Origin of the sequence: Cellulomonas fulva (assembly GCF_018531375.1) — a bacterium.
In the GTDB taxonomy this organism is placed as follows: domain Bacteria; phylum Actinomycetota; class Actinomycetes; order Actinomycetales; family Cellulomonadaceae; genus Cellulomonas; species Cellulomonas fulva.
Window position 1 is genome coordinate 3,019,098 of record NZ_JAHBOH010000001.1, and the last position, 26,543, is coordinate 3,045,640.

The following is a 26,543-nucleotide window of genomic DNA, read 5'->3' on the forward strand; positions in this document are numbered from 1 at the left end:
CGGTCGGGGCCCTCGAGCCGGACGCGGTGCGTCAGGCGAGCGTGCCGCCCTGCTCGGGCTCGTGGCCCGAGGGTGCGGGCGGAGGCGGCACGTCGGCCCCGCGCGGCGGGACCGCGGCACCGCCGGGCCGCTGCCCCAGCTCGGCTGCCGGGTCGAACGGACGACCCGACAGGTTGCCGGCCGAGGTCGCGTCGGCCGTCGCCGCCGCCGACTCGCGCTTCGCCTCGGCGAGCGCCTCGGCCGGGTCGGTCAGCGCGACGGGCGGCAGGTCGTCGCCCGCGAGCGGCGACGTGCCGGCCGGGCGGCCGCTCCCCGAGTCCTCGGGCCCACCGAACCCACCGAACCCCTTGGTCATCTGGCCCAGGGCGCCGGTGAGCTCGGACGGCAGGAACCACATCTTGTTCGACGGGTACGCCGCGATCTTCGGCAGGGTCTGGAGGTACTGGTACGCGAGCAGCTTGGGGTCCGCGTCCCCGCGGTGCACCGCGTCGAACACCTGCAGGATCGCGCGCGCCTCGCCCTCGGCCCGCAGGATCGCGGACTGGGCCTCGCCCTCGGCCCGCAGGATCGCCGACTGCTTCTCGCCCTCGGCGGTCAGGATCGCCGACTGCTTGACGCCCTCGGCGGTCAGGATCGCCGCGCGACGGTCCCGCTCGGCACGCATCTGCTGCTCCATCGAGCCCTGCACCGAGGCGGGCGGGTCGATCGCCTTGAGCTCGACGCGGTTGACGCGGATCCCCCACTTGCCGGTGGCCTCGTCGAGGACGCCGCGCAGCTGGCCGTTGATCTGGTCACGGCTGGTCAGCGTCTGCTCGAGGTCCATCGACCCGATGACGTTACGGAGCGTGGTGACGGTGAGCTGCTCGATGCCGGTGATGTAGTTCGCGATCTCGTACACCGCCGACTTGGGGTCCGTCACCTGGAAGTAGATGACGGTGTCGATGCTCACGACGAGGTTGTCCGACGTGATCACGGGCTGCGGCGGGAAGGAGACGACCTGCTCGCGCAGGTCGACGCCCGCGCGCACGCGGTCGACGAACGGGATGAGCAGGTGCAGGCCGGCGTCGAGGGTGCGCGAGTAGCGGCCGAGCCGCTCCACGATGATCGCGACGGTCTGCGGGACGATCCGTACCGCGCGGAACAGCGCGATGACGACGAACAGGAGGACGAGCGCCAGGACGACGATCAGGGCGATCTGTCCGACGTTCGTGGTGTCCTCGGTCATGTGACCTCCAAGGGTCCGGGACGGGCTCGGTCAGGCTCGACGACGGTCCGCGCGGACGGTCACGAGAGCTTCGGGACGACGACGGCCGTGGCGCCGTCGATGCGGTCGACGGTCACCTCGGTGCCCGGCGGCAGGGCGTCGCCCGCGGCCGTGCGAGCGCTCCACACCTCGCCGCCGAGCTTCACGCGACCGTTGTCCACCGTGACGGTGGAGACGACCACGGCACCGCGGCCGACGAGCGCCGCGGAGTTGGTCTCCACGAGCGGCTCGCGCACCCGCAGCCGGCGCAAGAGCCAGGGCCGCAGCGTCGCCAGCAGGATCACCGCGGTCACCGCGGCGACCAGGAACTGCGCCCACACCGGCGCGCCCAGCCCGTACGCCGCCGCGCCCGCGAGGGCGCCGCCGGCGAGCATGATCAGGACCAGGTCGAGCGAGAGCATCTCCAGGATGCCCAGCACCAGCGCTGCGCCGACCCACCAGAGCCAACCCATGTCGGCACCCCTCCTCGTGTCACGAAGCTGGTACCGATCCTATGCCTGTCCTTGACGTTCTCGTGGGCCGTCGTCCACAGGCCGCCGGGCCGAGCTCCCCCGACCGGGTCAGGCGGTGGCCGGGACCGCCCGCGCCGCCCAGCGGCCGGCGTGCCGGTCGAGCGCCAGAGGCAGGCCGAACGCGCCGGAGAGCTGCTCGGCGGTGAGCACCTCCTCCAGGGGCCCGGCGGCGTGCACCCGCCCGTCGCGCAGCAGCAGCAGGTGCGTGAAGCCCGGCGGGATCTCCTCGACGTGGTGCGTCACGAGCACCAGGACGGGCGAGCGCGGGTCGCCCGCGAGCTCGGCCAGGGCCTGCACCAGCTCCTCGCGCCCCCCGAGGTCCAGCCCGGCCGCCGGCTCGTCCAGCAGCAGCAGCTCGGGGTCGGACATCAGCGCCCGCGCGATCTGCACGCGCTTGCGCTCGCCCTCGCTCAGCGTGCCGAAGTACCGCTCGGCGAGGTGCGCCACGCCGAACGCCCGCAGCAGGTCGGTCGCGCGCGCCTCGTCGAGCTCCTCGTACGACTCCCGCCACCGCCCCGTCACGCCGTAGGCGGCGGTGAGCACGACGTCGTGGACGGTCTCGCCCGACGGGATGCGGTCCGCGAGCGCGGCGCTCGACAGCCCGATCCGGGGGCGCAGCTCGAACACGTCGACGCGGCCGAGCCGGCTGCCCAGCAGGTCGGCCGTCCCGCTCGTCGGGTGCATGCCGCCCGAGGCGACCTGCAGGAGCGTGGTCTTGCCGGCGCCGTTGCGGCCCAGCACCACCCACCGCTCGCCCTCCCCGATCCGCCACGTCACCTGGTCGAGGATGGTCGTCGTCCCCCGGCGGATCGTCACGGCCTGCAGGTCGAGCACGTCGGTCATGGGCACGACCCTAACCGGCCGTCGCAGCGGGACGGGCCCGCACCGCCGTGACGCGACGCACGGCGCCCGGCACGTCGGCTCCGCACCCGTGGGCAGGACGCCCCGACGTACGGTGGGCGGATGGCCGAACCCCTGGACCTGACCCGGTCGACCGTCCTCGCGCTGTGGCTCGCCACGGGCGACACCGGTCCGGCCGCGGTGCGCGCCGTGCAGGCGGACGACGAGCCGCACGGCGTCACCGACGCGGGCGACGACCCGCTCGGCTCGACCGCCGCGCTGTCCGACGCGCTCGCCGGCTGGTCGGCGCCCGACCTCGACGTCGTCGCGCTGCTCCCCGCGCCCGGCGACGTCGTGGGCGTGCCGGCGGACGTCTCCGCCGACGCGCTCGCCGCGGGTGAGGTGGTGCTGCTGCGCACGGGGTCGCGGTTCCTCGCCGCGGTCCCGGAGGTCACGTCCTTCGGCAGCGACCTGGAGCCCGGGCACCTCGTCACGTGGCGGGTGCACGAGGTCCCCGACTGGCGGGTGGGCGTGCAGTCGCTCGGCTCGCTGGAGGACGCCGACCGGGCGCTGCGCCAGGGTCTCGTGCAGGTCACCGACGCGCTGGTGCGTCTGGACGTCGCGCACTGGGACGACGAGCACGCGGCGCGGGTCATCGCGCTGCGCGACGCCGCGCTGCCGACGTGGCGCCTGCCCGACCGCCTCGACGGCCGCCGCGCGCGCGTGCTCGCGAGCGCGGCCCGCCTGCTGGCGATCGTCGACGTCGCGACGCTCGACCACGGCGGCGCGCTCACCGTCTGGCAGGCCGACCAGCGCACCGCCGCGCTGCACGACGTCGACCGCCTCGCGCGGCGCGCGCTCGCCGCCGCGACGCTGGCCGGGCCGGTCCGGGGACCGCTCGACGGGCCGCGCGATCAGCCCAGCACGCGGCGGTAGACCTCGACCGTCTGCTCGGCGACCGCGTCCCAGGAGAAGTGCTCCTCGACCCGCCGCCGGGCCGCCGCACCCCACGCGGCCGCACGCGCCTCGTCGGACACCGCGTCCGTCAGCGCCGCCGCCAGGTCGGCGACGAACCGCTCGGGGTCGCGCGGCGTGCCCGTGCCGTCCTGCACCTGGTCGATCGGCACCAGCCAGCCCGTGACGCCGTCGTCGACGACCTCCGGGATCCCGCCGGTCGCCGTCCCGACGACGGGCAGCCCGACCGCCATGGCCTCGAGGTTGACGATGCCGAGCGGCTCGTACACCGACGGGCAGACGAACACGGTCGAGGCCGCGAGCACCGCCACCAGGTCCGGCCGGGGCAGCATCTGCTCGATCCAGACCACACCCGAGCGGCGCTCGCGCAGGTCGGCCACGAGCCCGGCGACCTCCGCCGCGATCTCGGGGGTGTCGGGCGCCCCCGCGCACAGCACGAGCTGCACGTCCGCCGGGAGCCGCTCCGCGGCGCGCAGCAGGTACGGCAGGCCCTTCTGGCGCGTGATCCGTCCGACGAAGACGACCGCGGGACGCGTGGGGTCGATCCCGAGCTCACGGACCGTGGCCTCGGCGGCGGCCGCGTCCGCGGGGCTCGTCGGACGACGCCAGCCCTCGAGGTCGATGCCGTTGTGCACGACGTGGACGCGTGCCGGGTCCACCGCGGGGTAGCTGCGCAGGATGTCGTCGCGCATGCCGCCCGAGACCGCGATCACCCCCGCCGCGGCCTCGTACGCCGTCCTCTCGACCCAGCTCGAGACGGCGTAGCCGCCGCCGAGCTGCTCGGCCTTCCAGGGGCGCAGCGGCTCCAGGCTGTGCGCGGTCAGGACGTGCGGGACCCCGTGCAGGAGGCTCGCGACGTGACCGGCCAGGTTGGCGTACCAGGTGTGCGAGTGGACGAGGTCGCTGCGCGCGCCGTCGGGTCCGACCTCGCCGACGCCGCCGACGATCTCGAGGTCGACGCCGAGGGTCTGCAGCGCGGCGTTGGTGCCGGCGAGCCCGGCGGGCACGTCGTAGCCGCGGACGCCGGCCGACGCCGGCTCGTCGCGGGGGCCCTCGAAGCAGTGCACCCGGACGTCGATCGTGCGCCGGAGCACCGCGGCCAGCTCCGCGACGTGCACCCCGGCCCCGCCGTAGACGTGCGGCGGGTACTCGCGCGTGAGCAGGTCCACTCGCACGGCGTTGCCTCCTGGGTGCTGCGGCGACCCGGCGCGGGGATGCCGGGCTGCGCTGGTCGGACGGACGCGCGGACCGGTGCCCGGCCCGCTGCGCGACACGCTAGCGCGTCGCCCGGGCCATGCCTCGCCGACGACCGCGCGGGGGCCTAGGGTCGGGGGCATGGCAACACCGCGCGTCCTGGCCATCGTCCTCGCAGGTGGCGAGGGCAAGCGACTCATGCCGCTCACGGCGCACCGGGCCAAGCCCGCCGTGCCCTTCGGCGGCATCTACCGGTTGGTCGACTTCGCGCTGTCGAACGTCATCAACTCGCACTACCTGCACGTGATCGTGCTGACGCAGTACAAGTCGCACAGCCTGGACCGGCACGTCTCGAAGACGTGGCGCATGTCGGCCCTGCTCGGCAACTACGTGGCCGCCGTCCCCGCGCAGCAGCGCGTCGGCAAGCACTGGTACCTGGGCTCCGCGGACGCGATCTACCAGTGCCTGAACATCATCGACGACGAGCGCCCCGACATCGTCGTCGTGGTCGGCGCCGACCACGTCTACCGCATGGACTTCTCCCAGATGGTCGACGCCCACATCGAGTCGGGCGCCGAGCTGACCGTCGCAGGGATCCGCCAGCCCATCGGCGAGGCGGACCAGTTCGGCGTCATCGAGACCGACCCGAAGGACCCGACCCGCATCGCCGCGTTCCGCGAGAAGCCGTCGGACCCCGTGGGGCTGCCGGACTCCCCGGGCGAGGTGCTCGCGTCCATGGGCAACTACGTGATGAACGCGGACGCGCTCATCCGCGCGGTCACCGAGGACGCGCAGAACGTCAACAGCCGGCACGACATGGGCGGCGACATCGTCCCCGCGTTCGTCGAGCGCGGCACGGCCGGCGTCTACGACTTCATCCGCAACGACATCCCCGGCTCGACCCCCCGCGACCGGGACTACTGGCGGGACGTCGGGACGATCGACGCGTTCTACGAGGCGAACATCGACCTCATCGCGGTCGAGCCGGTCTTCAACCTCTACAACGACGACTGGCCGCTGCACACCGGGTACACCGGCCTGCCGCCGGCCAAGTTCGTCCACGCGGGCGCCGGTCGCCTGGGCCACGCGGCGGACTCGATCGTGTCGCCGGGCGTCGTCGTCTCGGGTGCCACCGTCTCCGGCTCCGTCCTGTCCCCCGGGATCCGCCTGCACTCGTGGGCGCAGGTGACCGACTCCGTCCTCATGGACGGCGTGCAGGTCAGCAGGTACGCGCAGGTGCACCGCGCCATCCTCGACAAGAACGTGATCGTGCCCGAGCGCGCGCGGATCGGCCTGGACCACGAGCACGACCGGGCGCGCGGCTTCACCGTCACGGACTCCGGCATCACCGTGGTGCCCAAGGGCTCGATCATCACCGACTGACGGTCTCGACCGATCGACCATCCGCCACCGACCGGGCAGCGCGGACGGCCGGGCTCCGGTCCCACTACCCTCCTGCCGTGACCCGCACCCCCGCCGCCGGCCTGCTCGTGATGGACGTCGACTCCACGCTCATCACGGGCGAGGTGATCGAGATGCTCGCGGACCACGCGGGGTCCCGCGCGCTGGTCACCGAGATCACCGAGCGTGCCATGCGCGGCGAGCTCGACTTCGCGGCGTCGCTCCACGAGCGCGTCGCGACGCTCGCCGGGCTGCCGACGAGCGTGCTCGACGAGGTCCTGGCGGCCATCGAGCTCTCCCCCGGCGCGCGCGAGCTCGTCGCCGCGGTCCAGGAGCGCGGCTGGGCCGTCGGCCTGGTCTCGGGTGGCTTCGTGGAGCTCGTCGGGCCGCTCGCCGCGTCGCTGGGGATCACGCTGTTCCGCGCCAACGCGCTCGAGGTGGCGGACGGGCGGCTCACCGGCCGCGTCACGGGTCCCGTCGTGGACCGCGCGGCCAAGGCCGTCGCGCTGCGGGACTACGCCGGCGCCGTGGGCGTCGACGTCGCGCGGGCGGTCGCGATCGGGGACGGCGCCAACGACCTCGACATGCTGACCGCCGCAGGGTTCGGCATCGCGTTCAACGCCAAGCCCGTGGTCGCCGCGCAGGCGGACGCCGTGCTCGGCTCGCGGCTCGACGAGGCGCTCGCGCTGCCCCCGTTCGCGGCCTGACGCGCCCCGGTCAGTCCGGTGTGACCAGCCGCAGCAGCCGACCCGTGCGCGGCGCGACCCCGGCCCACGGCCCGTCGAGCTCGAGCCACGACCACGAGGCCGTGGGCACTCCGACCTGCACGCGCGCGACGGCGCCCTCGTCGGAGCCGGGGCCGGCGATGGTGGCGGCGGCGTGGGACATGGTGGGCTCGTGCCCGACGACGACGAGCGTGCCCACCTCGTCGGGCGCGGTCGCCAGGAGCGCGATCAGCGAGCGCACCCCGGCCTCGTAGACGTCGTCGAGGTAGCGCACCGGCGGCTCGAGGCCTGCCGCCTGGCGCACCAGGTCCCACGTCTGGCGGGTGCGGACGCTCGACGAGCACCACACGAGGTCGGGCGTGACCCCCTCCGCGGCGAGCGCCGCGCCCACGCGCCCGCACTGCCGGCGGCCGGCGAGCGCGAGCGGGCGGTCGTGGTCGGGCATGCCGTCGGGGTGCTCGGCCTTGGCGTGCCGCAGCAGGACCAGACGTCGGGTCGTCACGCGCCCAGCGTGCCATCTGACCCGCGGCGGCACCAACGTCCCGCGGGCAGCGTCAGCGCGCGTGCGCGCCCGGCGCCCAGTGGAGCGAGCTCACGATGCCGGTCCGGCCGAGCGCGTCGACGTCGTCGGGGGTCAGGAGCAGCACCTCGGCGCCGGCACCGACCATCGGCGCGGACGCGAGCGGGTGGGCCGGCGCCGCGCGGCGACCACGCTCCCCACCTCCGGTCGCCGGGCTCGTCGCGACCGCCCCGGCGGTCTGCACGGACGCCTGCGCGAGCCGCTCGTACCGGTCGCCCACGCGCTCGTCGCCCGCGGGCGGTGCCAGGACGCCCGCGGCGGTGAGCGCCGCGTGCGCGTCGGCGAGGTAGCTCTCCCGGACCCACTGCGCCCACACGGGCAGCGCGTCGAAGCGCAGCCCGGTGTGCGCCGAGCGGCGCTCGAACAGCGCACGCGCGGCCCGCTCCACGAGCTCCGCCGCGTCCTGCGGCCGCACGTCCATGGCACTCCCCCTGGTCGATCCTGCGCGGACGTCCTGCCCATCGGCAGGGCGCCCGCGCATGTGACCGGTTCGAGGAGCCCTCACGCCCGTGCCCGGGCGGTGACGGTCAGGCGCGGGTCACTGCCCCATCGCGTGCACGCCGCCGTCGACGTGCACGATCTCGCCGGTGGTCGCCGGGAACCAGTCGGAGAGCAGGGCCGCGACCGCGCGCGCGGTGGGCTCGGGGTCGGTGACGTCCCAGCCCAGCGGGGCGCGCGTGCTCCAGTTCGCCTCCATCGCCTCGAAGCCCGGGATGGACTTGGCGGCGGTGGTGCGGATCGGGCCGGCGGAGACCAGGTTCACGCGCACGCCCGACGAGCCGAGGTCGCGCGCCAGGTAGCGCGACGTCGACTCGAACGCGGCCTTGGCCACGCCCATCCAGTCGTAGACCGGCCACGCGAACTTGGCGTCGAACGTCAGGCCGACGATCGACCCGCCCCCGGTGAGCAGCGGCTGGGCCGCGACCGCGAGGGACTTGAGCGAGTACGCCGAGACCTCGAGCGCCGTGGCGACGTCGGCCCACTCCCCCGCCAGGAAGTTGCCGCCCATGACGGACTGCGGCGCGAAGCCGATGGAGTGCACCACCCCGTCGAGGTGGTCGAGACCGGCCTCGCGGACGCGGCCCGCGAGCGCCGCGAGGTCGTCGGCGTCGGTCACGTCGAGCTGGACGACCGGTGCCTCGACCGGCAGCCGCCGCGCGATCACCTGGGTCAGGCGGAACTGGCGCCCGAACGAGGTGAGCACCACCTCGGCGCCCTCCTCCTGCGCGAGGCGGGCGACGTGGAACGCGATCGAGCCGTCCGTCAGGACGCCGGTGATCAGGAGCTTCTTGCCGGTGAGCAGGCCCATGGCCGGTCTCTCTTCCTGGAGTGCTGGTGAGGGGAGGTCAGTGGCCCATGCCGAGGCCGCCGTCGACCGGCAGCACCGCGCCGGAGACGTAGCCCGCGGCGGGCGACGCGAGGAACTCGACCGCCGCCGCGACCTCGTCGGGCTGCGCGAACCGGCCCGCGGGGATGGCGGCCTTGTAGGAGGTCTGCGTCGCCTCGGGCAGCGCGCGCGTCATGTCGGTGTCGATGAAGCCGGGCGCGACCACGTTGGCGGTGATGCCCCGGCCGCCGAGCTCGCGCGTGATCGAGCGGGCCATGCCGACCAGCGCGGCCTTCGACGCCGCGTAGTTGACCTGGCCCGGACCGCCGTAGAGGCCGACCACGGACGAGATCAGCACGATCCGGCCCCGGCGCATCCGGATCATGCCCTTGCTCGCGCGCCGCACGCAGCGGAACGCGCCCTTGAGGTTGACGTCCAGGACCTCGTCGAACTCCTCGTCGGACATCCGCATGAGGAGCTGGTCTCGCGTCACGCCGGCGTTCGCGACGAGCACCTCGACCGGGCCGAGCTCGGCCTCGACCGCCGTGAACGCCGCGTCGACCGACGCCGTGTCGCGCACGTCGGCGACGAACCCGTGCACGCCGTCCGGGAGGTCGCCGGAGCGGTAGATCGTCGCGACCCGGTCGCCCGCGGCGACGAAGCGCTCGGCGATCGCCCGGCCGATGCCGCGGTTCGCCCCGGTCACCAGGACGACGCGGGGCTCGGGAGCCGCCGGGCCGGTCGTCGCGTCGGCGGTCGTCTTGTCGGAAGTCTCAGGCACGGGACACGACGCTAGCCGAGGCGACGTGCTCGTCGGGGCACCGGCGCGGCACAGGTTGCGGCCGGACGGTTGTGGGACGCGCACAAGTGGCCGGCCGGCGGCGTGACGTCCGCCACGCGCGGGGCGTCGCCGTGCGCGCGACCCCGCGCGCGACGCCGTCCCGGGCACCCCGGCACCGACGATCGGACTTACGATCGAACGGTGAGCACACGCCGCGAGCCCGAGGTGCACCGCATCACCGCGGCGCCCGAGCCCCTCGCCGTCGACGTGGCGCGGCGCCAGCAGCGGTACCTGATCCAGATGGGGATCCGTGTGGTCTGCTTCCTGGTGGCCGTCGTGACGTGGTCGCACGCGCCGCTGTGGCTGTCGCTGGTGCTCATCGTGGCCGCCGTCGTGCTGCCGTACGTCGCCGTCATCTTCGCGAACGCCGGCCGGGAGCGCCGCGACGAGCCCGAGCCGTTCGTCGACCCGCGGATGATCGGCGGCGGGCCCCGGCACGACGAGCTGGGCGGTGGCCGGTGAGCCTGTTCGCGCCGGACCCGGTCGACGAGGCCGTCTGCTCGGCGCGCGGCTGCCGCGCCGACGCCGCGTGGGCGCTCCTGTGGAACAACCCGAAGCTGCACACGGCCGAGCGGCGCAAGGTGTGGCTCGCGTGCGACGACCACCGCGAGCACCTCACCCAGTTCCTCGACGTGCGCGGCTTCCTGCGCGACACCGTGCCCGTCGACGAGCTCGACGCCGGCGCCACGGCACCGTGACCGACCCCGTGCACCGCCCGACGAGCCCGCCCGCGAGCACCGCATGACGCTCACCCCCGCGCGGCGGCGTGCCGTCGGGCTCGTGCTGGTCGGCGTCGTCGTCGCGACCGTGTGCGTGTTCCTCGGTCGTTGGCAGTGGCACCGGCACGAGTGGCGCGACGCCCAGATCGCGATCGCGGAGTCCAACTACGACGCCGATCCCGTGCCGCTCGACCAGGTGGTCGACGGCCCCGCGGACGCGCTCCCCGACGACGAGCAGTGGCGCCCCGTCACGGTCACCGGGCACTACCTCGACGCGACGGTGCTGCTGCGCAACCGGCCGGTCGACGGCAACCCGGCGTACCACGTCGTCGTCCCGTTCGTCGTGGCCGGCACCCAGGACGTCCTGGTGGTCGACCGCGGCTGGGTCCCCACCGGCGAGGACGCGAGCGAGAGCGTCGAGGTCCCCGCGGCACCCGCCGGCCAGATCACGCTCGTCGTGCGGCTGCGGACGGCCGAGAACCCCTCGAGCCGCGCGCCCGGCGACGGCTGGGTGCACGCCCTCGCGCCCGGCCAGGTCCTCACCGCGGCCGACGCCGCGGTCCCCGGTGCGCTGTACACCGGCCTGTACGGCCAGCGGGTGTCCGAGGACCCGGCACCCGCGCAGGTCCCGGGCGCGCTCCCGCCGCCCGACCTCGACCCGGGATCGCACCTGTCCTACGCGTTCCAGTGGTGGGTGTTCTCGCTCGGCGCGCTCCTGGGCTTCTGCTGGCTCGCCCGCCGCGAGGTCGTCGAGGAGCGCGACGGACCCCTCGTCCTGCCGCACGCCGCGCCCCGGCCCGACGAGCCGGCGGACACGCCCGTCTCCCCCGCCCCACGGCGCCGGCGCAAGGAGGGCCGCGCGGAGGCCGAGGAGGACGCGCTCATCGAGGCCCAGCTCGGCACGCCGCCCGACCGCTAGCCGCGCCCGCTCAGGCGAGCGTGATGAGGTCCAGGTAGTCCGCGTTCCAGAGGTCCTCGTCGCCGTCCGGCAGGAGCAGCACGCGCTCGGGGTCGAGCGCCGCGACGGCGCCCTCGTCGTGGCTCACCAGGACGACGGCGCCCTGGTAGCCGCGCAGCGCCGCCAGGATCTCCTCGCGGCTGGCCGGGTCCAGGTTGTTCGTCGGCTCGTCGAGCAGCAGCACGTTCGCGGCGGACACGACGAGGGCGGCGAGCGCGAGGCGCGTCTTCTCGCCACCGGAGAGCACGCGCGCCGGCTTGTCCGCGTCGTCGCCCGAGAAGAGGAACGAGCCGAGCACCGAGCGCACCTGCGTGTCGGTGAGGTCCGGCGCGGCCGAGCGCAGGTTCTCGACGACCGTGCGGTCCAGGTCGAGCGTCTCGTGCTCCTGCGCGTAGTAGCCGAGCTTGAGGCCGTGCCCGGCGTGCACCTCGCCCGTGTCGGGCTTCTCGAGGCCGGACAGCAGCCGCAGCAGCGTCGTCTTGCCCGCGCCGTTGAGCCCCAGCACGACGACCTTCGAGCCCCGGTCGATCGCCAGGTCGACCCCGGTGAAGACCTCCTGCGAGCCATAGGACTTCGACAGGTCGGACGCCGTGATGGGCGTGCGCCCGCACGGCGCCGGGTCCGGGAACCGCAGGCGCGCGACCTTGTCGCTGACCCGGGCCTCCTCGAGCCCCGACAGCATCTTCTCGGCACGCCGCGCCATGTTCTGCGCCGCGACGGCCTTGGTCGCCTTCGCGCGCATCTTGTCCGCCTGCGCCAGGAGCGCCGAGGCCTTCTTCTCGGCGTTGGCCCGCTCGCGGCGCCGGCGCTTCTCGTCCGTCTCGCGCTGCAGCAGGTACGCGTCCCAACCCAGGTTGTACTGGTCCAGCGCCGCGCGGTTGGCGTCCAGGTGGAAGACCTTGTTCACCGTGGCGCGCAGCAGCTCGACGTCGTGGGAGATGACCACGAACCCGCCCGAGTACGAGCGCAGGTAGTCGCGCAGCCAGGCGATCGAGTCCGCGTCGAGGTGGTTCGTCGGCTCGTCCAGCAGCAGGGTGTCCACGCCCGAGAACAGGATCCGCGCGAGCTCGACCCGGCGGCGCTGGCCACCCGAGAGCGTGCCGAGCTCCTGGCCCAGCACGCGGTCGTCGAGGCCCAGGTTCGCGGTGATGCGGTGCGCCTCGGACTCCGCCGCGTAGCCGCCTGCGGCCGTGAAGCGCGCCTCCAGCCGGGAGTAGCGCGCCATCGCCTTCTCGCGCTCCGCGTCGTCCGTGCTCGCCATCAGCACCTCGGTGGCGCGCATCGCGCGGACGATCTCGTCGAGCCCACGGGCCGAGAGCACCCGGTCCAGCGCGAGCACCGTCAGGTCCCCCGACGCGGGGTCCTGCGGCAGGTAGCCCACCTCGCCCGAGCGGCTGATCGTGCCGCTGGTCGGCTGGGTCTGGCCCGAGAGCGTCTTGGTCAGCGTCGTCTTGCCGGCGCCGTTGCGGCCGACGAGCCCGATCCGGTCGCCGGCGGCGATGCGGAACGAGGTCTCGGCGAGGAGCTCGCGGGCGCCGATGCGCAGGCCGACGCCTTGGGCAGTGATCACGTGGTGGTTTCCTCCGAGAAGCCGGCGCCCGTCTTGGGCGGGCGCACAGGCGCCGTCAATCCTAACGACCGCTAGCGTCACTACCTGCCGACGTCGTCCGGCAGCGCTCTCCCGCCGGCTCCTCCCGCACGACGAGCGCGCGCACGACGAGCAACCGAGCACACGACCCGAGGGAGAACACCCGTGGCCGACGCACGCGAGCACGACACCCTGACCCAGCCGCCGGCCGCCGACGCCCCGTCGTCGGACCGCACCTTGAACGACGGCACCTCCTCGGACGGCACCTCCTCGGCCACGACGACGCACGGGCGGCCGCTTCCCCCGCCCGCGGAGCGGGCCCACCCGGTCGCGACCGACCTGGCGCTCGTGAGCGTGTTCGCCGCGTTCATCGCGGCCAGCGCGCTGGTCCCCGGCATCCCGACGGGGGTCGGGGTGCCGATCACGCTGCAGACGTTCGCGGTGGTCCTCGCGGGGCTGGTGCTGGGCTGGCGGCGCGGCGGCCTGGCGGCGCTGCTCTACCTCGCCGTCGGCCTCGCGGGCGTGCCGGTGTTCGCCAACGGCTCGGGCGGGCTCGGTGTCCTGGCCGGCGCGAGCGCGGGCTACCTCGTGGCGTTCCCGCTCGGCGCGGCGCTCGCCGGGCTCCTCGCCAACGGCGCCCGCCACGCGACCGGCGGCGCCCGCTACCTGGTGCTCGTCGCGAGCGGACTGACCGCGAGCGCGCTGACCATCCACCCGCTGGGCATCGCAGGGATCGCGCTCAACGCGAACCTCTCGGCGCAGGAGGCGTTCGCCGCGGGCGCGGTGTACTTCCCGGGCGACACGGTCAAGAACCTGCTCGCGGCCGCGGTCGCGCTCGCGGTCTTCGCGCACTACCCCGACCTGCTGCGCCGGCGCCGCTGATGATCGAGCTGCGCGACGCGCTCGTCACGGCCTGGACGCCCGATCCCGCGGGCGGCCCGGACACCGTGACGCGCCTGCTCGGGCCGGTCTCGTCGACCCTCACCGAGCGCCGCGTCGCGGTCGTCGGCGCCAACGGCTCCGGCAAGTCGACGCTCGCGCGGCTGCTCAACGGCCTGGTCCTGCCGGCGGCCGGGTCCGTGCACGTCGACGGCCTCGACACGCGCAGGGACGGCCCGGCCGTGCGCCGCCGGGTCGGCTTCGTCTTCACCGACCCGGACGCGCAGCTCGTCATGCCGACCCCCGTCGAGGACGTCGCGCTCTCGCTGCGGCGCACGGTTCCCGACGCCGACGAGCGCGAGCGCCGGGCCCGCGCCGCGCTCGCGCGCGTCGGCCTGGCCGACCGGGCCGACCTGCCCGTGCACGCGCTGTCCGGCGGCCAGCGTCAGCTCCTCGCGCTCACCTCGGTGCTCGCGTCGGCTCCCGAGGTCCTGGTCTGCGACGAGCCGACGACGCTGCTCGACCTGCGCTGGCGCACCGTCGTCGACGACCTGCTCGCCGCCCTGTCGCAGCAGGTCGTCGTCGTGACGCACGACCTCGACGTCGCGCTGCGGGCGGACCGCGTGCTCGTCGTCGACGACGGCCGCGTGGTGCACGACGGCGACCCCCACGAGGCGGTCGCCGCCTACCGCGCGCTCATGACGACGGGCGCGCGCGGGTGACCGGCGGCGAGCGCGCCGAACCCCACCCGGCACCCGTCGGACGCCCGCTGCGTGCCGCCTGGACCGGGCCGCTGGGACTGCACCAGCCGGGCACGTCGGTGCTGCACCGCGCGCCCACGGCGGCCAAGCTCGTCAGCCTCGCGCTGGCCGGCCTGGCGGTCGTCGTCCTGCGCGGGCCGGCGAGCTCGCTCCTGGTGCTCGCGCTCGCGGTGGTCGCGCACGCCGTCGCCCGGCTCGCCTGGCACCGCACGCGCCGCGGTCTCGCCGGCACCGCGGTCGTCGCGCTCGTCGTCGGCGGGTACCAGACCTGGGCGCGCGGCTGGGAGGTCGGCGTCGAGACCGCCGCCGGGCTGCTCGCGCTCGTGCTGCTCGCCACCGTCGTCACCGCGACCACCCGCGCCGACGAGCTCCTCGCGACGCTCGAGCGTGCCGCCCGGCCGCTGCGCCACGTCGGCATCGCGCCCGAGACCGTGGCCCTCGCGGTGAGCCTCCTGCTGCGCTCCGTCCCGGTCCTGGTGCACGCCACCCTCGCGTCGCGCGACGCCGCTCGGGCCCGCGGCCTCGAGCGGTCGCCGCGCGCGGTCGTCGTGCCCGCCGCCGTGCGGATGGTCGGGCACGCCCGGGCCACGGGAGAGGCGCTGGCGGCGCGGGGACTGGGCGAGGGCGGCACCGGTCGCCGCGCCGAGACGGCCGCGCTGGACTAGCGTCCCTCGCGTGACGTTCCAGGAGGGTGGCAGCTACGGCGGCGGACGTGTGCGCACGCGGCGCGGCGGCGGTCGCGGTGTCGCCATCGGTGGCGGCGTCGGTGGCCTGGGGCTGCTGATCGTCCTGGCGGTCGCGCTGCTGGGCGGCGGCGACGTCTCCTCGTTCCTCGGTGACGGCGGCGGCGGTGCCGGCCAGCAGGAGGGCACGGTCGGCGAGTGCACCGCCGATCAGGCCAACAGCGACCGCGAGTGCCGGCTCTCGGCGACGATCGACTCGCTCGACACCTACTGGTCGACCACGCTGAGCGACGCGCGCAGCGACATCCCCGAGGTCGTGAGCTTCGAGTCCGCCACCAGCACGCAGTGCGGCCAGGCCAGCGCCGCGACCGGCCCCTTCTACTGCCCGCCGGACCAGACGATCTACCTCGACCTGGGCTTCTTCGACCAGCTGAGCAGCCAGTTCGGCGCGGAGGGCGGACCGCTCGCGGAGATGTACGTGGTGGCCCACGAGTACGGGCACCACGTCCAGCACGCCACCGGGGTGTTCGACGAGGCCGACCGGTCCGGCACCGGCGCCGACTCCGACTCGGTCCGCGTCGAGCTGCAGGCCGACTGCTACGCCGGGCTGTGGGTGGGCCACGCCGCGACGACGAAGGACCCCGACACGGGCGTCGCCTACCTCGAGCCGCCGTCGAAGGCCGAGCTGGCCCAGGCGCTCGACGCGGCCGCGGCCGTCGGCGACGACCACATCCAGGCGCAGTCCGGCGGCGTCGACTCCGACTCGTGGACGCACGGCTCGAGCGCGCAGCGCCAGAAGTGGTTCACCGTCGGCTACGAGCAGGGCAACCTCGCGGCGTGCGACACGTTCGCCGCGGACGACCTCTGAGGCAGACTGACCGGATGCCGACCTCCGAGGACGACGCCCGCGTGGGCGTGTACATCGACTTCGACAACATCGTCATCTCGCGCTACGACCAGGTGCACGGCGACGGCGCGTGGCGGCGGGACAACGCCCGCGACGCCCGACCGGACGTGACCGCCCGCCTCGAGGCGGCCCGCGTCGACGTGAGCGCGCTCCTCGACTTCGCCTCGTCGTTCGGCACCCTGGCCGTCACGCGCGCGTACGCCGACTGGTCCGTGCCCGCGAACGCGGCCTACCGCCGCCAGCTCGTCGAGCGCGCGATCGACCTCACCCAGCTCTTCCCCGCCTCGGGGACCAAGAACGGTGCGGACATCCGCCTCGCGGTCGACGTGCTCGAAGACCTCTTCCGGCTCGCCGACGTGAGCCACGTCGTCATCGTGGCGGGCGACTCCGACTACATCGCGCTCGCGCAGCGCTGCAAGCGGCTCGGCCGCGTCGTGGTCGGCATCGGCGTGCCGGGCGGCACCAGCCGGGCGCTCATCTCCGCGTGCGACGAGTTCGAATACTACGACGAGGTCGCCCAGCCCGACGACGACGACCTCGACGACGCCGAGGCGCCGGCGGACGCGCAGCGCCCGGAGAAGTCGGCAGCGGGTCAGCCCAGCGAGCAGCCCGCCGCCGCGCCGAGGCGGGACGAGCCGGTCACCGCTCCCGACGCCCCGGCCGCCGCGACCGGACAGCCGATCGGCGGACCGGGCGCGACCCGGCTGCTGGTCAAGGCGCTCGGCCTCGTCGGGAAGGACGCCGACGGCTGGAGCCAGGCGTCCGCGGTCAAGCAGCAGATGAAGCGGCTCAACCCGCAGTACAACGAGGCGGCGCTCGGGTTCGCGACGTTCACCGACTTCGTGAGGTCCCGCAACAGCCAGGTCGAGCTCCGCGAGGACGGTCAGAGCCGGTCGCTGCGCCTCCGCACGGCCAAGCCCAAGCGAGGCTGACGGTCACCCCCGACGTACCAGCGAACTCCCAGGCACTAGCATCTGCCCGTGGACGACGACCGCCGCGAGGCGCTAGCCCAGCTCGCGATCACCGTGCTGGTCCCGGCTGTGCTGATCTGGGCCGCCTGGCGGCTGCCAGACGACGGGCTCCTCGGCGTTCTTGGATATGTCCTCGCATGCATCGGCATCCTGACCGTGTTCGCCGTGCCGTTCACGGTCTGGAAGGTCCTCTCGCCAGCTTCCGCCGCCCGATGGGAGGCGAACCCGAAGAGTCAGCCCGTGCCGCTCGCCGTGCCTGTCACCTTCTGGGCCATGACAGGGGCCTGCGTGTGGGGGCTCACGCTCGTCGCACCCGACGGTGACACCGTCGTCATTGCCGTGCTGTGGTGCATTGCCGCCGCCACGGCGGCCTTCGCGGCGGCGTTCTCGCATCTGCACCTGCGGGACAGGCGCCACCGGACGAGTTGAGGCGGGTCGCCGAGTTCGGGGACTGCCACGCGCGCCTTGGCGGCGCCCGGCCTCGGGCCGAGCGCCGCGGCCTCCTGTCAGATGTTGAAGCCGAGGGCGCGCATCTGCTCGCGGCCGTCCGACGTGATCTTCTCGGGGCCCCACGGCGGCATCCAGACCCAGTTGATCCGGAAGCCGTCGACGATCCCGTCGAGCGCCTGCGCGGACTGGTCCTCGATGACGTCCGTCAGCGGGCAGGCCGCGGACGTGAGCGTCATGTCGATCACGGCCGTGTTCTGCTCGAGCGCGATCCCGTAGACGAGGCCGAGGTCGACGACGTTGATCCCGAGCTCGGGGTCGATGACGTCGCGCATGGCCTCCTCGACGTCGGCGACGGTCGACGGGGACATCGACGGCGTCCCGGCCGAGGGTGGTGTGGTGGGCGTGGTCATGCGTCCTCCCGGGATCCGGTCTTGATCAGGGCGTCGTTCAGGGCGACCCAGCCGAGCAGGGCGCACTTGACGCGTGCGGAGTACTTGCCGACGCCGGTGAAGGCCGCGGCGTCGCCCAGCGCCTCCTCGGCGTCCTCGTCGGACAGCCCCTGGCCCTTGGACTGCATGAGCTCGCGGAACGAGGCACCGAGCCCGTCCACGGTCGGCAGCGGCTGGTCGATCACGAGGTCGTGCAGCACCGAGACGGAGGCCTGCGAGATCGAGCAGCCCTGACCCTCCCACCGCAGCCCACGCACCACGCCCGCGTCGTCGACGTCGACCTGGAGCGTCACCTCGTCGCCGCACGTCGGGTTGACCTGGTGCGACTCGCCGGTGCGCCCGGGCACCTCCGCGGCGCCCAGCCCGCGGCCGTGCGGGTGCTTGGCGTGGTCCAGGATGACCTGCTGGTACAGCTGCTCCATCGAGCTGCTCATGCGACTCCCTCGCGCTCGTTCCCCAGTCCGAAGAACGCGCGGACCCCCGTCAGTGCTTCCCGGAAGACCTCGATCTCCTCGTCCGTGGTGTACACCGCGGCGCTGGCGCGCGCGGTCGCGGCGACGCCGAACCGGCGGTGCAGCGGCTGCGCGCAGTGGTGGCCCACCCGCACCGCGACGCCCGCGTCGTCCAGCACCTGCCCGACGTCGTGCGCGTGCACGCCGTCGACGACGAAGGACACGGCGGCGAGCCGGTCGCGCGTGTCGGTGGGGCCGATCACGCGCACGCCGGGCACCGAGGCGACCGCGTCGAGCAGCAGACCGGCCAGGTGGTGCTCGTGCGCCGCGACCGCGTCCATGCCGAGGTCGGCGAGGTAGGTCGCGGCCGCGCCCATCGCCACGGCCTGCGACACCATCTGCGTGCCGGCCTCGAACCGCTGGGGCGGCGGCGCGTACGTGGTCTCGGCCATCGTGACGACCTCGACCATCGAGCCCCCCGTGGTGACGGGCGGCATCGCCTCGAGCAGCTCGCGCCGCCCGTACAGCGCACCGACACCCGTCGGCGCGAGCATCTTGTGCCCGGAGAACGCCGCGAAGTCGACGCCGAGCGCCGACAGGTCCACCGGGAGGTGCGGCACGGACTGGCACGCGTCGAGCACCGTGAGCGCGCCGACCTCGCGCGCCCGGGCGACGAACGCCGCGACGTCGGTCACCGCGCCCGTCACGTTCGACGCGTGGGTGAAGGCCAGCACCCGCGTGCGGTCGGTCACGACGCTCGTGAGCTCGTCGGTGCGCAGCCGGCCGTCGTCGTCCACGCCGATCCACCGCAGCGTCGCCCCGGTGCGCGCAGCCAGCTCCTGCCACGGGACCAGGTTCGCGTGGTGCTCGGCCTCGGTCACGACGATCTCGTCGCCCGGCGCCAGCGCGAACCGGCGGGCCGCCGCTCCCCCGCGCCCGGCCGTCGCGTTGGACAGCGCGTACGCGACGAGGTTGATCCCCGCGGTCGCGTTCGTCGTCCAGACGAGCTCGCCCGGCGAGACGCCCACGAACGACGCGACGCGCGCCCGGGCGTCCTCAAACGCCTCGGTCGCCTCCTCCGCGAGCTGGTGCGCACCACGGTGCACCGCGGCGTTGCGCTGCAGGTAGAAGTCCTGCTCGGCGTCGAGCACGACGTCCGGCTTCTGGGACGTCGCGCCCGAGTCGAGGTAGACCAGCGGGCGGCCGTCGCGCAGCGTGCGCTCGAGCAGCGGGAAGTCCGCCCGCACGGCCGCGAGCTCCGCGGCCTCGAGTGTGGTGCTCACCTTCGACCCCCGATCAGGGACCGCCCGGGCGGGACGGCGACGACGAGGTGTCGGCCGCCGGTCCCGCCGGGCGTCGGTTGCGTGTGGATCAGGCCCCGACCAGGAAGCGGTCGTAGCCCTCGTTCTCGAGGCGCTCGGCCAGCTCGGGGCCGCCCTCCTCGGCGATCCGGCCGTCGACGAAGACGTGCACGAAGTCCGGCTGGATGTAGCGCAGGATGCGCGTGTAGTGCGTGATGAGTAGCACGCCGACGTCCGTGTTCGAGCGGACGCGGTTGACGCCTTCGGACACGATGCGCAGCGCGTCGACGTCGAGGCCCGAGTCGGTCTCGTCGAGGATCGCGATGCGCGGCTTGAGCAGCTCCATCTGCAGGATCTCGTGGCGCTTCTTCTCGCCGCCCGAGAAGCCCTCGTTCACCGAGCGCTCGGCGAACGCGGAGTCCATGCGCAGGTCCTCCATGGCCGTCTTGACGTCCTTGACCCACGTGCGCAGCGCGGGGGCCTCGCCGTCGATCGCGGTCTTGGCCGTGCGCAGGAAGTTCGACACCGAGACGCCCGGCACCTCGACGGGGTACTGCATCGCCAGGAACATGCCGGCGCGGGCGCGCTCGTCGACGGACATCTCCAGGACGTCCTCGCCGTCGAGCAGCACGGTGCCGCTCGTGATCTGGTACTTCGGGTGGCCGGCGAGCGAGTACGCGAGCGTCGACTTGCCCGAGCCGTTGGGGCCCATGATGGCGTGCGTCTCGCCGCTGTTCACGGTCAGGTCGACACCGCGCAGGATGGGCTTGGGGCCCTCCTTGGTCTCGACGCTGACGTGCAGGTCGCGGATCTCCAGGGTGGTCATGCGGTTCTCCTCGAGGTGCTTCAGAGCGGGGCGTCGACGTCGACGAGCACACGCTCGCCGTCGACGGTCACGGGGTAGACGGGGACGGGGGTGACGGCGGGCGGGCCGAGCGGCTTGCCGGAGCGCAGGTCGAACCGCGAGCCGTGCAGCCAGCACTCGATCGTGCAGTCCTCCACCTCGCCGTCGGACAGCGAGACGGCGCCGTGCGAGCACACGTCGCTGATGGCGTGCAGCTCGCCGGCCTCGTCGCGCACCATCGCGACCTCGACCGGGCCCGCCTCGCCCTCGAGCTCGACGCGCAGCGTGCCGCCCGTCGGGACGTCGGACGCGTAGCAGGCCAGCTGTGCGCTCATGCAGTCGCCTCGGGGACGGCGGCACCCGCCTGCGCGCCCTCGACGGTCGGGCGGTCGCCGACCTGGTCGAGCACGGACATCGACTCCTCGAGCTCGGCCTCGATCGCGGCCAGCAGCCGCTCCTCGACCTCGGGCACGCCGATCTCGTGCACCAGCTCCGCGAAGAAGCCGCGCACGACGAGCCGGCGCGCGTCGGGCTCGGGGATGCCGCGCGCACGCAGGTAGAACAGCTGCTCGTCGTCGAACCGACCCGTCGCGGACGCGTGGCCCGCGCCCTCGATCAGGCCGGTCTCGATCTCCAGGTTCGGCACCGAGTCGGCGCGCGCGCCGTCGGTGAGGACCAGGTTGCGGTTGAGCTCGTAGGTGTCGGTCCCCTCGGCCTCCGCCCGGATCAGCACGTCGCCGACCCACACGGTGTGCGCGCCCTCGCCCTGCAGCGCGCCCTTGTAGGTCACGCGGCTCACGCAGCTCGGGACGGCGTGGTCGACGAACAGGCGGTGCTCCTGGTGCTGGGCGGAGTCCGCGAAGTACAGGCCGAGCATGGTGACCGAGCCGCCCTCGCCGGCGAACTCCGCGTCGGGCGTGACCCGGACGACGTCGCCGCCGAGCGTCACGACGATGTGCTTGACGGTCGCGTCGCGGCCGACCTTGAGGCGGTGCGACGCGGCGTGCACCGAGCCGTCGGCCCAGTCGTGCACCGACACGACGGTCAGGTGCGCGCCGTCCTCGGCGACGATCTCGACCGTCTCGGTGAGCGCCGCGTGCCCGATGTGGTCGATCACGACCGTGCCCTGCGACATGGCCTCGGCGCGCACGACCAGGTGCGCGGCGGTCGGGACCAGCGGCGCCTCGTGCGTGCCGGCGCCCTCGACGCCCTCGACGCGGATGGAGGTGACCTTCGACGCCACGGCCTCCCGCGGCACGGTCACCAGCGTCGCGCGCTGCGCGGACGCCCACGCGACGGCCGCGGTCCGGTCGCCCGGCTTGCCGACGACCCCGAGCCGCGCGTCCCCGCGGTCCACGATCTCGACACCGACCTCGGGCGACTCGACGACCGTGGTGAGCACGCCGTGCCCGTCCAGGACGCCGTCCGTGCTCGCCGCGAACAGCGGTGCGAGCTTGTCGACGGGCGCGAACCGCCACTCCTCCTCGCGACCGGTCGGCACCGCGAAGTCGCCGACCTCGAACGAGGTCAGGCGCTCCGCGCGGGACGCCTCGGGCACACCCACGCCGTGCGTGTGGGCGCCGTCCGCGACGGCGCGCGAGTGGTCGGTGGACAGGCCGGCCGCGGCCGGCTCGTTCGTGGTGGTCGTCATCAGCCGACGGCCCCTTCCATCTGCAGCTCGATGAGGCGGTTGAGCTCGAGCGCGTACTCCATGGGCAGCTCCCGCGCGATGGGCTCGACGAACCCGCGCACGATCATCGCCATGGCCTCCGTCTCCGGCATGCCTCGGGACATCAGGTAGAACAGCTGGTCCTCGCTCACGCGCGACACGGTCGCCTCGTGGCCCATCGACACGTCGTCCTCGCGGACGTCGACGTACGGGTACGTGTCGGAGCGGGAGATCTGGTCGACCAGCAGCGCGTCGCACAGGACGTTGCTCGCCGAGTGGCTCGCGCCCTCGAGGATCTGCACCAGGCCGCGGTAGGACGTGCGGCCACCGCCGCGCGCGACGGACTTGGAGACGATCGACGACGAGGTGTGCGGCGCCGCGTGCACCATCTTCGAGCCGGCGTCCTGGTGCTGGCCCTCGCCCGCGAACGCGATCGACAGCGTCTCGCCGCGCGCGTGCTCGCCCATGAGGTAGATCGCCGGGTACTTCATGGTGACCTTGGAGCCGATGTTGCCGTCGACCCACTCCATGGTCGCGCCCTCGGCCGCGGTCGCCCGCTTGGTCACGAGGTTGTACACGTTGTTCGACCAGTTCTGGATCGTCGTGTACCGCACCCGCGCGTTCTTCTTCACGATGATCTCGACGACCGCGCTGTGCAGCGAGTCCGACGAGTACACCGGCGCGGTGCAGCCCTCGACGTAGTGCACGTACGAGCCCTCGTCCGCGATGATCAGCGTCCGCTCGAACTGGCCCATGTTCTCGGTGTTGATGCGGAAGTACGCCTGCAGCGGGATCTCGACGTGCACGCCCGGCGGGACGTAGACGAACGAGCCGCCGGACCACACGGCCGTGTTGAGCGACGCGAACTTGTTGTCACCGGGCGGGATGACCGAGCCGAAGTACTGCTCGAAGATCTCCGGGTGCTCGCGCAGGCCGGTGTCGGTGTCGAGGAAGATGACGCCCTGCTCCTCGAGCGACTCCTGGATCTGGTGGTAGACGACCTCGGACTCGTACTGCGCGGCGACCCCCGCGACGAGGCGCTGCTTCTCCGCCTCCGGGATGCCGAGCCGGTCGTACGTGTTGCGGATGTCCTCGGGGAGGTCCTCCCAGCTCGCCGCCTGCTTCTCGGTCGAGCGCACGAAGTACTTGATGTTGTCGAAGTCGATGCCCGACAGGTCCGCGCCCCACCAGGGCATCGGCTTCTTGTCGAACATGCGCAGCGACTTCAGGCGCGTCTTGAGCATCCACTCCGGCTCGTTCTTGAGCCGGGAGATCTCGCGCACGACGTCCTCGGACAGCCCGCGCCGCGCCGTGGCGCCCGCGGTGTCCGTGTCGTGCCAGCCGTAGTTGTAGCTGCCGATCGAGGCGATCGCCTCGTCCTGCGTCATCGGCTGGGCCGGGTCCTGCGTGGGTGCACTCATGCGTTCGTTCCTTCCGGTGCGAGCACAGGGGGGTTCGGTGAGGTCGTGGTGGCGTCCGACGGGCGGGTCGCCGCGAGGGCGACGGGGATGTTGGTGGTGCAGACGTGGCCGCCGCCGGCCAGCGTGGCCAGCCGCTGCACGTGGACGCCGAGCAGGCGCGAGAACGCGCGCGCCTCGGCGTCGCACAGCTGCGGGAACTCGTGCGCGACGTCCTGGACCGGGCAGTGACCCTGGCACAGCTGCACGGCGTGCAGGCCGGGCACCGTCCGGGCGGTCGCCGCGTAGCCGTCCGCCGACAGGGCGTCCGCGAGCGCCTCCACCCGCGTGGTCACGTCCTCGTCGGAGGTCCCGACGAGCCGCTCGGCGAGCCGGTGCTCGAGCTCCGCCACGCGCTGCTCGGCGAAGCCCTCGACGGCCGCGGCGCCCGCGGTGTCGGACAGGAAACGCAACGCCTGCGTGGCGATCTCGGCGTACCGGTGCGTGAGCGCGGACTGGCCGGTCGCGGTCGCGACGTAACGACGAGCCGGGCGGCCGCGGCGTGCCGGGCCTGCCCCCGCGCCCTCGTGGACGGCGATCTGGTCGGTGCTCTCGAGGACGCCGAGGTGCCGGCGGATGGCCGCGGGCGTCAGGTCGAGGCGTGCCGCGAGCTCGGCCGCGGCGATCGGGCCCTCGCTCGCGACGAGCTGGAGCACGCGCTGCCGGGTGCCGGCGTCGCTCGGGTCGCCCTCGCGAGCGACCGCGGCGGGCACCGCCGGGACGGCGGCGTGCGCGCCCGCCTCGAGGACGGGACCGCTCCTCGTCGTGCTCATGCCACCTCCCACGTGCGCTCGAGGACGGCGGCCCGGAGCGGCGGACGCCGGCCGGCCGGCGTGCCGGCCCCGGGGGAAGGCCGTCCAGATGCAGCTGCGGCACGCCGGACGACCTGCGTCGCCCGACCGCCTGCGATATCGACAACATGCTTGTTGCCAAAATCGTTCCGCGCAAGCAAGGCATGCCTTCGCGTCGGCGCCCGGCGCGCGTGACCTCGCTCACGTCAGCGCCGGTCCGGACCCCGTCCGGTGGTGCCGGGGCACCTAGACTCGTCGTCCGTGCCCGCCTCCCCGTCCGACTCCCCCGCCGTCGAGGTCGTCGGCCTCGTCAAGAGGTACGACGAGCGCGCGGTGGTCGACGGTCTGGACCTGGTCGCGCGGCGCGGCGAGGTGACGGCCGTGCTGGGGCCGAACGGTGCGGGCAAGACCACGACGATCGAGTGCTGCGAGGGGCTGCGACGGCCCGACGGCGGCACGGCGCGCGTCCTGGGCCTGGACCCGCTCGAGGACGCGCACGCGCTCCGACCGCGCGTCGGCGTGATGCTGCAGGACGGCGGCCTGCCCACGGGCGTGCCCGCCGCGCAGATGCTCGAGCACGTCGCCCGCATGTACGCGGACCCGCGGCCTCTCGACGAGCTCGGCGAGCGGCTCGGGCTGACCTCGTTCGCGCGCACCACCGTGCGCCGGCTCTCCGGCGGCCAGCGGCAGCGGCTGGCCCTCGCGGCCGCGGTCGTCGGACGGCCCGAGGTGGCCTTCCTGGACGAGCCGAGCGCCGGCATGGACCCGCAGTCCCGGCACGCCGTGTGGGAGCTCGTCCGCGAGCTGCGCGACGAGGGCGTGGCGGTGGTGCTGACGACGCACCTGATGGACGAGGCGGAGGACCTCGCGGACCACGTGGTCGTCGTCGACCACGGCCGCGTCATCGCGCAGGGCACGGTGCGCGACCTCGTCTCCTCGGCCGACGACCGCACGCTGCGGCTCGACGCGACGCCGGGCCTCGACACCGGCGCGATGGCCGCCGCGCTGGCCACGGCGGCCGGCGCGCCGGCGGTCACCGAGGCGGAGGCGGGCAGCTACACCGTCGTCGGCCAGGTCGGGCCCGCGACGGTCGCGGACCTGACCGCGTGGCTCGCCGCGCAGGACGTCCTCGCGACGCGGGTCACGGTGGGACGACGGACGCTCGAGGACGTGTTCCTCGACCTGACCGGGAGGCAGCTGCGATGACCGCCGCACCGACCCCGCGCCCGCACGCGGGACCCGCGCCGGCGCGGCAGCGCGTGCTGGCGCAGACCGCGTTCGAGGCCCGCGCGATCCTGCGCAACGGCGAGCAGCTCCTGGTGACGGTCGTGGTCCCCGTCCTCGCGCTCGTCGGGCTGGTCCAGGTGGACGCGCTCGACGTCGACACCGGCCGTCTCAGCCGCATCGACTTCTTCGCGCCCGGGATCCTCGCCCTGGCCGTCATGACGTCGTCGTTCACGTCGCAGGCGATCGCGTCGGCGTTCGACCGACGCAACGGGGTGCTGCGCCTGCTGTCGACCACGCCCCTCGGCCGGGGTGGCCTGCTCGCCGGCAAGGTGCTCGGGGTCCTGGTGGTGGAGGTCGTGCAGATCGCGGTCATCGGCCTGACCGCCGTGCTGCTGGGCTGGCGCCCGGACCCGGCCGGCGTGGCCCTCGCGCTGGTCGCCGTCGTCCTCGGCACCGCGGCGTTCACGTCGCTGGCGCTGCTGGTCGCGGGCACGCTGCGCGCCGAGGCCGTGCTCGCGGTCGCGAACCTCGCGCTGCTCCTGCTCGCCGTCGCCGGCGGGGTCGTGGTGCCCGCCGAGCGCCTGCCCGGCGCGCTCCAGCACCTCGCGGTCCTGCTGCCGTCCGGCGCGCTGGGCGAGGCGATGCGCGGCGCGCTCCAGCAGGGGTCGCTGCCGGCGTGGTCCGTCGTCGTGCTCGTCGGCTGGGCGGCCGCGCTCGGCTGGGGCGCCGCCCGGCTGTTCCGCTGGCACTGACGCGCCGCGCAGGCCGCTTAGGCTGG

General features: G+C 74.2%; 31 protein-coding genes. 14 read left to right on the forward strand and 17 right to left on the reverse strand.

What is annotated here, in order from left to right; translation table 11 throughout:
- Window positions 1-31 precede the first annotated feature (31 nt).
- The 3 genes from KIN34_RS13415 to KIN34_RS13425 all read right to left on the reverse strand — a co-directional run bounded on the left by KIN34_RS13415 (window position 32) and on the right by KIN34_RS13425 (window position 2,619).
- Complete coding sequence (locus KIN34_RS13415; RefSeq protein ID WP_214351443.1) at window positions 32-1,225, reverse strand: SPFH domain-containing protein; 1,194 nt, start codon at window positions 1,223-1,225, stop codon at window positions 32-34.
- 59 nt (window positions 1,226-1,284) lie between these two features.
- Window positions 1,285-1,716 carry an NfeD family protein gene (locus KIN34_RS13420; RefSeq protein ID WP_214351445.1) on the reverse strand — a complete coding sequence of 144 codons (432 nt, stop codon included), beginning with the start codon at window positions 1,714-1,716 and terminating at the stop codon, window positions 1,285-1,287.
- Between the two features lie 108 nt (window positions 1,717-1,824).
- Entirely contained in the window at window positions 1,825-2,619 is a 795-nt protein-coding gene (locus tag KIN34_RS13425) for an ABC transporter ATP-binding protein (protein ID WP_214351447.1), read from the reverse strand.
- Window positions 2,620-2,739: 120 nt separating this feature from the next.
- On the opposite strand from KIN34_RS13425, the gene KIN34_RS13430 reads away from it, so the two are divergent.
- The gene (locus KIN34_RS13430) at window positions 2,740-3,552 is read left to right on the forward strand and encodes an Rv1486c family protein (RefSeq protein WP_214351449.1); all 813 of its coding nucleotides are present in this window, start codon (window positions 2,740-2,742) and stop codon (window positions 3,550-3,552) included.
- Here KIN34_RS13430 and glgA read toward each other — a convergent pair.
- The gene (glgA, locus tag KIN34_RS13435; RefSeq protein WP_214351452.1) at window positions 3,531-4,766 is read right to left on the reverse strand and encodes a glycogen synthase; all 1,236 of its coding nucleotides are present in this window, start codon (window positions 4,764-4,766) and stop codon (window positions 3,531-3,533) included. The genes KIN34_RS13430 and glgA overlap by 22 nt on opposite strands.
- A gap of 160 nt (window positions 4,767-4,926) precedes the next feature.
- On the opposite strand from glgA, the gene glgC reads away from it, so the two are divergent.
- Both glgC and serB read left to right on the forward strand, forming a co-directional pair.
- The gene (glgC, locus tag KIN34_RS13440; RefSeq protein ID WP_214351455.1) at window positions 4,927-6,168 is read left to right on the forward strand and encodes a glucose-1-phosphate adenylyltransferase; all 1,242 of its coding nucleotides are present in this window, start codon (window positions 4,927-4,929) and stop codon (window positions 6,166-6,168) included.
- 77 nt (window positions 6,169-6,245) lie between these two features.
- On the forward strand, window positions 6,246-6,893 hold the full coding sequence (gene serB / locus KIN34_RS13445) for a phosphoserine phosphatase SerB (protein WP_307858242.1): 648 nt from the start codon (window positions 6,246-6,248) through the stop codon (window positions 6,891-6,893).
- 10 nt (window positions 6,894-6,903) lie between these two features.
- On the opposite strand, the gene KIN34_RS13450 is transcribed toward serB, so the two are convergent.
- From KIN34_RS13450 to KIN34_RS13465, 4 genes are all read right to left on the reverse strand, one after another.
- Window positions 6,904-7,413, reverse strand: coding sequence for a SixA phosphatase family protein (locus KIN34_RS13450; RefSeq protein ID WP_214351457.1), 510 nt, complete (start codon window positions 7,411-7,413; stop codon window positions 6,904-6,906).
- 52 nt (window positions 7,414-7,465) lie between these two features.
- Window positions 7,466-7,912 carry a hypothetical protein gene (locus KIN34_RS13455; RefSeq protein WP_214351460.1) on the reverse strand — a complete coding sequence of 149 codons (447 nt, stop codon included), beginning with the start codon at window positions 7,910-7,912 and terminating at the stop codon, window positions 7,466-7,468.
- 117 nt (window positions 7,913-8,029) lie between these two features.
- Complete coding sequence (gene fabI, locus KIN34_RS13460) at window positions 8,030-8,800, reverse strand: enoyl-ACP reductase FabI (RefSeq protein ID WP_214351463.1); 771 nt, start codon at window positions 8,798-8,800, stop codon at window positions 8,030-8,032.
- A gap of 37 nt (window positions 8,801-8,837) precedes the next feature.
- A complete protein-coding gene (locus KIN34_RS13465; RefSeq protein WP_372449544.1) occupies window positions 8,838-9,599 on the reverse strand; it encodes a beta-ketoacyl-ACP reductase in 762 nt (253 codons plus the stop codon).
- Window positions 9,600-9,800: 201 nt separating this feature from the next.
- Between KIN34_RS13465 and KIN34_RS13470 the strand changes: the two genes are divergently transcribed.
- From KIN34_RS13470 to KIN34_RS13480, 3 genes are read left to right on the forward strand one after another with little or no spacing between them, the layout of a single operon-like run.
- The gene (locus KIN34_RS13470; protein ID WP_214351466.1) at window positions 9,801-10,121 is read left to right on the forward strand and encodes a DUF3099 domain-containing protein; all 321 of its coding nucleotides are present in this window, start codon (window positions 9,801-9,803) and stop codon (window positions 10,119-10,121) included.
- The gene (locus tag KIN34_RS13475) at window positions 10,118-10,357 is read left to right on the forward strand and encodes a hypothetical protein (RefSeq protein WP_214351470.1); all 240 of its coding nucleotides are present in this window, start codon (window positions 10,118-10,120) and stop codon (window positions 10,355-10,357) included. The genes KIN34_RS13470 and KIN34_RS13475 overlap by 4 nt, the downstream gene beginning before the upstream one ends.
- A 43-nt stretch (window positions 10,358-10,400) precedes the next feature.
- Entirely contained in the window at window positions 10,401-11,297 is an 897-nt protein-coding gene (locus KIN34_RS13480) for an SURF1 family cytochrome oxidase biogenesis protein (RefSeq protein ID WP_214351473.1), read from the forward strand.
- A gap of 10 nt (window positions 11,298-11,307) precedes the next feature.
- On the opposite strand, the gene KIN34_RS13485 is transcribed toward KIN34_RS13480, so the two are convergent.
- Window positions 11,308-12,906 carry an ABC-F family ATP-binding cassette domain-containing protein gene (locus KIN34_RS13485; RefSeq protein WP_214351476.1) on the reverse strand — a complete coding sequence of 533 codons (1,599 nt, stop codon included), beginning with the start codon at window positions 12,904-12,906 and terminating at the stop codon, window positions 11,308-11,310.
- A gap of 183 nt (window positions 12,907-13,089) precedes the next feature.
- On the opposite strand from KIN34_RS13485, the gene KIN34_RS13490 reads away from it, so the two are divergent.
- From KIN34_RS13490 to KIN34_RS13515, 6 genes are read left to right on the forward strand one after another with little or no spacing between them, the layout of a single operon-like run.
- The gene (locus KIN34_RS13490; RefSeq protein WP_307858243.1) at window positions 13,090-13,806 is read left to right on the forward strand and encodes a biotin transporter BioY; all 717 of its coding nucleotides are present in this window, start codon (window positions 13,090-13,092) and stop codon (window positions 13,804-13,806) included.
- A complete protein-coding gene (locus KIN34_RS13495) occupies window positions 13,806-14,525 on the forward strand; it encodes an energy-coupling factor ABC transporter ATP-binding protein (RefSeq protein ID WP_214351479.1) in 720 nt (239 codons plus the stop codon). Before KIN34_RS13490 ends, KIN34_RS13495 begins: the two co-directional genes overlap by 1 nt.
- The gene (locus tag KIN34_RS13500) at window positions 14,522-15,229 is read left to right on the forward strand and encodes a CbiQ family ECF transporter T component (RefSeq protein ID WP_214351481.1); all 708 of its coding nucleotides are present in this window, start codon (window positions 14,522-14,524) and stop codon (window positions 15,227-15,229) included. The genes KIN34_RS13495 and KIN34_RS13500 overlap by 4 nt, the downstream gene beginning before the upstream one ends.
- A gap of 10 nt (window positions 15,230-15,239) precedes the next feature.
- A complete protein-coding gene (gene ypfJ, locus KIN34_RS13505; RefSeq protein ID WP_214351484.1) occupies window positions 15,240-16,115 on the forward strand; it encodes a KPN_02809 family neutral zinc metallopeptidase in 876 nt (291 codons plus the stop codon).
- A gap of 14 nt (window positions 16,116-16,129) precedes the next feature.
- Window positions 16,130-17,086, forward strand: a complete 957-nt coding sequence (locus tag KIN34_RS13510) for an NYN domain-containing protein (RefSeq protein ID WP_214351487.1) — start codon at window positions 16,130-16,132, stop codon at window positions 17,084-17,086.
- A 48-nt stretch (window positions 17,087-17,134) separates the two neighbouring features.
- Window positions 17,135-17,554 carry a hypothetical protein gene (locus KIN34_RS13515; protein ID WP_214351489.1) on the forward strand — a complete coding sequence of 140 codons (420 nt, stop codon included), beginning with the start codon at window positions 17,135-17,137 and terminating at the stop codon, window positions 17,552-17,554.
- A gap of 77 nt (window positions 17,555-17,631) precedes the next feature.
- On the opposite strand, the gene KIN34_RS13520 is transcribed toward KIN34_RS13515, so the two are convergent.
- From KIN34_RS13520 to KIN34_RS13555, 8 genes are all read right to left on the reverse strand, one after another.
- Window positions 17,632-17,985: a metal-sulfur cluster assembly factor gene (locus tag KIN34_RS13520; RefSeq protein WP_214351492.1), complete on the reverse strand. Its 354-nt coding sequence runs from the start codon at window positions 17,983-17,985 to the stop codon at window positions 17,632-17,634.
- A complete protein-coding gene (sufU, locus tag KIN34_RS13525; RefSeq protein WP_214351494.1) occupies window positions 17,982-18,458 on the reverse strand; it encodes a Fe-S cluster assembly sulfur transfer protein SufU in 477 nt (158 codons plus the stop codon). Before sufU ends, KIN34_RS13520 begins: the two co-directional genes overlap by 4 nt.
- A complete protein-coding gene (locus KIN34_RS13530; RefSeq protein WP_214351497.1) occupies window positions 18,455-19,759 on the reverse strand; it encodes a SufS family cysteine desulfurase in 1,305 nt (434 codons plus the stop codon). The genes sufU and KIN34_RS13530 overlap by 4 nt, the downstream gene beginning before the upstream one ends.
- An 88-nt stretch (window positions 19,760-19,847) precedes the next feature.
- The gene (gene sufC / locus KIN34_RS13535) at window positions 19,848-20,603 is read right to left on the reverse strand and encodes a Fe-S cluster assembly ATPase SufC (protein WP_214351500.1); all 756 of its coding nucleotides are present in this window, start codon (window positions 20,601-20,603) and stop codon (window positions 19,848-19,850) included.
- A gap of 20 nt (window positions 20,604-20,623) precedes the next feature.
- On the reverse strand, window positions 20,624-20,956 hold the full coding sequence (locus tag KIN34_RS13540; RefSeq protein WP_214351502.1) for a non-heme iron oxygenase ferredoxin subunit: 333 nt from the start codon (window positions 20,954-20,956) through the stop codon (window positions 20,624-20,626).
- Entirely contained in the window at window positions 20,953-22,272 is a 1,320-nt protein-coding gene (gene sufD, locus KIN34_RS13545) for a Fe-S cluster assembly protein SufD (RefSeq protein ID WP_214351504.1), read from the reverse strand. Before sufD ends, KIN34_RS13540 begins: the two co-directional genes overlap by 4 nt.
- On the reverse strand, window positions 22,272-23,711 hold the full coding sequence (sufB, locus tag KIN34_RS13550; protein ID WP_214351505.1) for a Fe-S cluster assembly protein SufB: 1,440 nt from the start codon (window positions 23,709-23,711) through the stop codon (window positions 22,272-22,274). Before sufB ends, sufD begins: the two co-directional genes overlap by 1 nt.
- The gene (locus KIN34_RS13555) at window positions 23,708-24,520 is read right to left on the reverse strand and encodes a helix-turn-helix transcriptional regulator (RefSeq protein WP_214351507.1); all 813 of its coding nucleotides are present in this window, start codon (window positions 24,518-24,520) and stop codon (window positions 23,708-23,710) included. The genes sufB and KIN34_RS13555 overlap by 4 nt, the downstream gene beginning before the upstream one ends.
- A 279-nt stretch (window positions 24,521-24,799) precedes the next feature.
- On the opposite strand from KIN34_RS13555, the gene KIN34_RS13560 reads away from it, so the two are divergent.
- The gene (locus tag KIN34_RS13560) at window positions 24,800-25,744 is read left to right on the forward strand and encodes an ABC transporter ATP-binding protein (protein WP_214351509.1); all 945 of its coding nucleotides are present in this window, start codon (window positions 24,800-24,802) and stop codon (window positions 25,742-25,744) included.
- Window positions 25,741-26,517: an ABC transporter permease gene (locus KIN34_RS13565; RefSeq protein ID WP_214351511.1), complete on the forward strand. Its 777-nt coding sequence runs from the start codon at window positions 25,741-25,743 to the stop codon at window positions 26,515-26,517. The genes KIN34_RS13560 and KIN34_RS13565 overlap by 4 nt, the downstream gene beginning before the upstream one ends.
- Window positions 26,518-26,543 lie beyond the last annotated feature (26 nt).